This window comes from Consotaella aegiceratis (assembly GCF_036541425.1).
Lineage (GTDB): Bacteria > Pseudomonadota > Alphaproteobacteria > Rhizobiales > Rhizobiaceae > Consotaella > Consotaella aegiceratis.
The window spans coordinates 1-5,562 of record NZ_JAZHFT010000092.1 but is presented as its reverse complement, the minus strand read 5'-3'; the positions used below and the strand labels follow the sequence as shown (position 1 = coordinate 5,562).

Genomic DNA, 5,562 nt, shown 5'->3' with positions numbered 1-5,562 from the left:
TGCGACAGTCGGAGCGCCGCGACAACAGCCACATCTCGGGCCGCAGTGTCAGCGTGTACGAGCGCACGCCGCGGGTGACCATCGGCCCCTCGTCGAGATCGGTGACCAGCGCGTTGAACGGCCGGCGGAGTTTCGAATCCTCGCCGCCGCCACCGCCGAAGCCGCCGCCCTCCTCGCCGGCGCCCTGCTGGATCTCCACCAGCACGTCGATCCGCCGCCCGATCAGTTCGGCCGGCTCCACCGCCTCGCGCTTGGCCCGCACCACCAATTCGATGGAGAACAGCTCGTTGACGCCTTCGACGATCGTCGCGCGCTCCGGCAACAGCACGTCCTCGCCGAGCGGCGAGATCACCTTCAGAACACGCCCCGCCTGGATGAAGTCGGCAGCCGATCCGCTCTCGATCCCGTCCATCAGATCGTCCATCGCCATGCCCGTCTCCTCGTCGTCGACATGCCGGCTCTCACGGCAATCCTGGCATGTGGGAACACAATTGGTAAGTGTGTCAACGGATCGTGGCGGCAAGATGAATGGTTCGCAAGCCTTATTGACGCCAGCATGGCTGCTGGTGACGCCCCCTTTTTTTTAGCGCGCGCCCCGCTGCTCGGTTTTGCCGGGCACCCGGCCGGGCCTATTTGATCGGACGTGACGAACGAGGAAAGGACGGCATGAAGGCGGAAGCCAGATCCACAGGGCCTGGGTGGCCGAGCGAGGACGGGCGATCGAAGTCACGCTGCGATGCCGTGGAGAGGGCAGAAAACAGTCAAGAGCCAGCCGACGCCATGTACGCCATCTTCCGCATGTCGAAAAGAAAGGACGGTCATCAAGGCTGGGTCGTCCATCTGTCGCGGGGCGGCCGCTCCATCCAGACGACATTCACCGACAGCACCTACGGCGGCCGCGAACCGGCGCTCTTCGTGGCACGGGCCTATCGGGACGCGATGCTGAAGGTCGTGCCGCCGATGACCAACAACGATATGCGCATGCTGTTGCGCCGCAACCGGCCCGCCTATTCGCTGGTGACGGGAGTGTATTATGTCGAGGGAACGGAGAACCGGTCGGCGTCATGGATCGCGCGCATCGAATTGCCGGGGCGAAAGTTGACGGGATGCCGCCGTTCCATGACGCGCACCTTCAACGTCGCCAAGCTGGGCTACGAGGCCGCGAAGGAAGCAGCCGAAGCCGAGCGTATCCGTATGGTGCAGGCGCTGGAGAACGGTGACGATCCGGCGCTCAGGAGCCGCATGGCGAAGCGGCTTCATGACAGGCTCGGCAATCACGACGCCTCCAAAGCCGACGGATCGTGACAGACCTGACTCCAGGCGCTTCCCGCCCGCTATCTCGTCTTTGACGATCACGCCGAACGCATGATCCGCCGCCATTCGGCGAGGCGCCGGCGCCCACCGGCGATGTCCGGCCGCAGGCCGGCAACGGGAAGAAGGAGCAGGCATTCGCCGAACGACTGGCGGCGATCAACGCCCGGTTCGACGCCGCGCACCCGGCCCGGCTGCGCTACGATATGTGAGGTCTCCGCGTCGCCCGCCATCGGTCACGCCCGATCCTGCTGCGGTTGCGTTCTGTCATGCGCGTCTGCTGAACGCTCCGCTTCAAAGGCCATCTTCTCGAGTTTCGTCCAAACGCCACGCGCCCGGTCCCCGTCCTCGCTGTTGAGTTTCTCGGCCATCAAGAGCATCGCGCCATAGATCAGGGCACGGTCGTCTCCAGTCAGGTCCACGATGCCCGCCTTGACGACGAGGCCGCCGAGTTCGATCAGGTGCCGGGTGCGCTTGCGGCGCTCGACCTGCCAAGTGCGCATATCATGCCGCGCCCGCGCCGCCTGATGTCGGTTGCGCGCTGCCCGATTGCGTTTGAGCGCCGCCAGTGTCGCGGTCAGATGCCGGAGCAGATCGCCGCGATTTGCTGCGAAAGAACGCAGCGCCGCGCTTGGCCCATGCCTCCCTTTTTCCGGCATCGTGGGTTTCCGCCAGCGCGATCAGTGCGCCCGCCAGTTCGTCGGCGGTCAGCGCATCGGCTCCAGTGGCGACAACCAGTTCGCCGAGTTGCTGCACTTTGCGGGTTTTCAGTTCCCGCGCCTTATCTTCCAGCGCCTTCAGTTCCGCATCATAGTCTCTCGGTTTCCGCATCGTCGTGTCCTTTCCCGGTTGCAAGTCGTTGATGCGATAAGGGTAGTTGCGCGGACGGTGGAACGCAGTATTGTTGCCAGGATGGCGTGGCACGGCCCGGTCCGTCCCGAGATTTTTTCGAGGGAGGGCGCGCTTATACGTCGTTCCGACGTGCGCTTTTCCGTGCCAATGCTGATCGCGATGGCGATCTATCATCTTCATGTCAAGGTCATCGGCCGCAAGGCTGGATCGAGCGAGGTGGCGTCCGCCGCCTACCGCTCGGCCTCGCGGATGCGCGACGAGCGCATCGACCGTGTGCAGGACTTTTCCAATAAGCGCGGCGTCGTGCATTCCGAAGTGCTGCTCCCCGATTCCGCTCCCGAGCATCTTGGCGACCACGAACGGCTCTGGAACGATGTCGAGGCGTTCGAGGTCAGGAAGGACGCCCAGCTTGCCCGCGAAGTGGAATTCGCCCTTCCGCGCGAGATGACGCAGGCGCAGGGCATCGAGCTTGCCCGCGACTTCGCGCAGGCGGAGTTTGTCGATCAGGGCATGATCGCCGATCTCAATATGCATTGGGATATGGCCGAGAATGGGACGCCCAAGCCCCACGCCCATGTCATGCTGACCATGCGCAGTGTAGACGAGAACGGCTTCGGCCCGAAGGTGCGGGAGTGGAACCGTACGGAGATGGTCGAGCGCTGGCGGGAACGCTGGGCCGAGCACATCAACGAACGACTTGCCGACCTCGATATAGACGCCCGCATCGATCATCGCAGCCTGGAGGCGCAGGGCATCAGCCTTGAACCGCAGAGCCAGATCGGCGCACCAGCGCAGCGCATCGAGACACATAGTGCCGGGGGCGAAGGGATCGAGGCCGCCGACCGCGCGGAGATGCACCGCGAGATCGCCCGCGACAACGGCGCGCGGATCATCGCCGATCCCTCTCTGGCATTGGACGCGATCACGCATCAGCAATCGACGTTTACGCGCCGGGACATGGCGATGTTCGCCCATCGGCATAGCGACGGCGTCGACCAGTTCAACGAGGTGATGGGCGCGATGCGCAATGCGCTCGATCTGGTCGAACTCGGGCAGGACGGACGCGGCGAAGATCGCTTCACCACCCGCGACATGATCCAAGCCGAACAGCGGCTCCATCGCGCGGCGGAATTGATGGCCGAGCGGGAGCGCCACGCGGTCAGCGACAGGGACAGAAAGGCAGCACTTGCGCGCGCCGAACAGCGCGGCCTTGTCCTGTCCGGCGAGCAGACGGATGCGCTTGCGCATGTCACGGACGGGCGCGACCTTGGCATCGTCGTCGGCTACGCCGGGACGGGAAAGAGCGTCATGTTGGGCGTGGCGCGCGAGGCTTGGGAAGCGGCGGGCTACGAGGTACGCGGTGTCGCCCTGTCCGGCATCGCTGCCGAGAATCTGGAGAGCGGATCGGGCATCGCGTCCCGCACCATCGCCAGCATGGAACATGGCTGGGGACAGGGCCGCGACATGCTCACATCGCGGGACGTGCTTGTCATCGACGAGGCAGGCATGGTCGGCACGCGGCAGTTGGAACGCGTCCTGTCCCATGCAGCCGAAGCGGGTGCAAAGGTGGTGCTGGTCGGCGATCCGCAGCAGTTGCAATCCATTGAGGCGGGCGCGGCCTTCCGCTCCATCCACGAACGCCACGGTGGCGCGGGAATCGGCGAGGTCCGCCGCCAGCGCGAGGACTGGCAGCGGGACGCCACGCGCTATCTGACGACCGGGAGGACCGGCGCGGCGATCAGCGCCTATGACGCGCACGACATGGTGCATGAGGCCGCATCCCGCGAGCAGGCGCGCGACGAGCTGATCGACCGCTGGGACCGCGACCGCCAGGCTTCGCCGGATGCCAGCCGCATCATTCTCACCCATACCAATGCCGAGGTGCGAGAACTCAACGAGGCCGCCCGCGAGCGGATGCGGGAGGCTGGCGATCTTGGCGATGACGTGCGCGTCATAGTGGAGCGCGGTGAGCGAAACTTTGCCGCCGGGGATCGCGTCATGTTTCTGCAAAACGAGCGCGGCCTTGGTGTGAAGAACGGCACGCTCGGGACCATTGAGCAGGTTAGCACCCAGAGCATGACAGTGCAGACCGATGACGGGCGCGGCATCTCGTTTGATCTGAAAGACTATGATCGCATAGACCACGGCTATGCCGCGACCATCCACAAGGCACAGGGCATGACGGTGGACCGCACCCATGTGCTGGCGACGCCGGGCCTGGATAGTCACGGCAGCTATGTCGCCCTGTCTCGGCACCGTGACGGCATGGACTTGCATTATGGCCAGGACGACTTCGCCAGTCAGGACCGGCTCGTCCGCACCCTGTCGCGCGACCGGGCCAAGGACATGGCGTCGGACTATGAGCAGCGTGATCCGGTGCACAGCTATGCCGAGCGGCGCGGCATCACCTTCCGAGATCGGGTGGAACGGGTTATCGAGATCGCCAGGCAGGTGCCGGAGAAGGTGCGCGGCATGTTCGACGGCCTGCGCCTGCCCGCAGACGGCGCGCCCGGCGCAGATGTCCCAGGGCAGCCGGAAAGGGGAAGAGCGGAAGCGGAGGGTCCGCAGCGTGAACCGGCATCGCCTGTGAGGGAGGACGCCGATGATCCGGAATTGGCGATGCGCCGCGCGCGGACCGCTGCGCTCAAGCGTCATGCCCGCGCGGTGGACGGGATATTCAGTACCGAGGATACCGGCGCTAAGGCCAGCCCCGAGCAAATGCGCGAACTGACTGAGGCCCGCAAAGCCTTTGAGGAAGTGCGACCGCATGGCTGGCGCGATGCCGAAGCGGCCTACGGCAAGGACCCGGAGCTTGCCCGAGAGGCAGGCAGTGGCCGTGTCAATCGCGCTATCCGCGCCCTCCAGCTCGAAACGGAAATTCGAACCGATCCGCAGCGCCGCGCCGACCGCTTCGTGGAGCGCTGGCAGAAACTGGACCGCGCCAGCCAGCATCAGTACCAGGCGGGCGACATGTCCGGCTACAACGCCACCCGCTCGTCGATGGGAGACATGGCGAAAAGCCTCCAACGCGATCCGCAACTGGAATCCATCCTCGCAAACCGCAAATTGGAACTCGGGATTCAGTTCGAATCAGGCCGCCGACTCGGCGCCGAACTCGCCTTCACCCACGGCATCGACCTGGGACGGGGACGCGGGATCGGACTCTAAGACCATCCTATTTGCCGCCGCTTCTACGCCACAGTACGACGCCCGCTAAGTAGCTCTTGCACAACGGTAATTCGCCGTTCTGTCTGGTCCCTGCACCCTTCAGGAACAACCAGCAGGAGCCAGAAGAGCCATGCGCGAGCCAGACCGTATTGTCCGCATGAACACCGTCCTCGCCCGCACCGGGCTGTCCAAGTCCACCATCTACCGAAAAATCGCCGAGGGCACCTTCCC

Annotated in this window: 7 protein-coding genes; 3 read left to right on the top strand and 4 right to left on the bottom strand. The window is 65.0% G+C overall.

Features of this window, described 5'->3' with window-relative positions:
* A partial coding sequence (locus SMD10_RS24785) for a contractile injection system protein, VgrG/Pvc8 family (protein ID WP_331688402.1) occupies positions 1 to 424 on the bottom strand: 424 nt, incomplete at its 3' end.
* Positions 425 to 780: 356 nt separating this feature from the next.
* On the opposite strand from SMD10_RS24785, the gene SMD10_RS24780 reads away from it, so the two are divergent.
* The gene (locus SMD10_RS24780; protein WP_331688399.1) at positions 781 to 1,305 is read left to right on the top strand and encodes an AP2 domain-containing protein; all 525 of its coding nucleotides are present in this window, start codon (positions 781 to 783) and stop codon (positions 1,303 to 1,305) included.
* Between the two features lie 47 nt (positions 1,306 to 1,352).
* Here the strand turns inward: SMD10_RS24780 and SMD10_RS24775 are convergent, their stop codons facing one another.
* From SMD10_RS24775 to SMD10_RS24765, 3 genes are read right to left on the bottom strand one after another with little or no spacing between them, the layout of a single operon-like run.
* Positions 1,353 to 1,544 (bottom strand): hypothetical protein, encoded by a 192-nt coding sequence (locus tag SMD10_RS24775; RefSeq protein WP_331688398.1) that lies wholly within the window; start codon positions 1,542 to 1,544, stop codon positions 1,353 to 1,355.
* Between the two features lie 3 nt (positions 1,545 to 1,547).
* Positions 1,548 to 1,814: a conjugal transfer protein TraD gene (locus SMD10_RS24770; protein WP_331688397.1), complete on the bottom strand. Its 267-nt coding sequence runs from the start codon at positions 1,812 to 1,814 to the stop codon at positions 1,548 to 1,550.
* A 1-nt stretch (position 1,815) separates the two neighbouring features.
* Positions 1,816 to 2,142, bottom strand: coding sequence for a conjugal transfer protein TraD (locus SMD10_RS24765; RefSeq protein ID WP_331688401.1), 327 nt, complete (start codon positions 2,140 to 2,142; stop codon positions 1,816 to 1,818).
* Between the two features lie 180 nt (positions 2,143 to 2,322).
* Between SMD10_RS24765 and traA the strand changes: the two genes are divergently transcribed.
* Both traA and SMD10_RS24755 read left to right on the top strand, forming a co-directional pair.
* Positions 2,323 to 5,331 (top strand): Ti-type conjugative transfer relaxase TraA, encoded by a 3,009-nt coding sequence (gene traA, locus SMD10_RS24760; RefSeq protein WP_331688396.1) that lies wholly within the window; start codon positions 2,323 to 2,325, stop codon positions 5,329 to 5,331.
* Between the two features lie 130 nt (positions 5,332 to 5,461).
* A partial coding sequence (locus tag SMD10_RS24755; RefSeq protein ID WP_331688400.1) for a helix-turn-helix transcriptional regulator occupies positions 5,462 to 5,562 on the top strand: 101 nt, incomplete at its 3' end.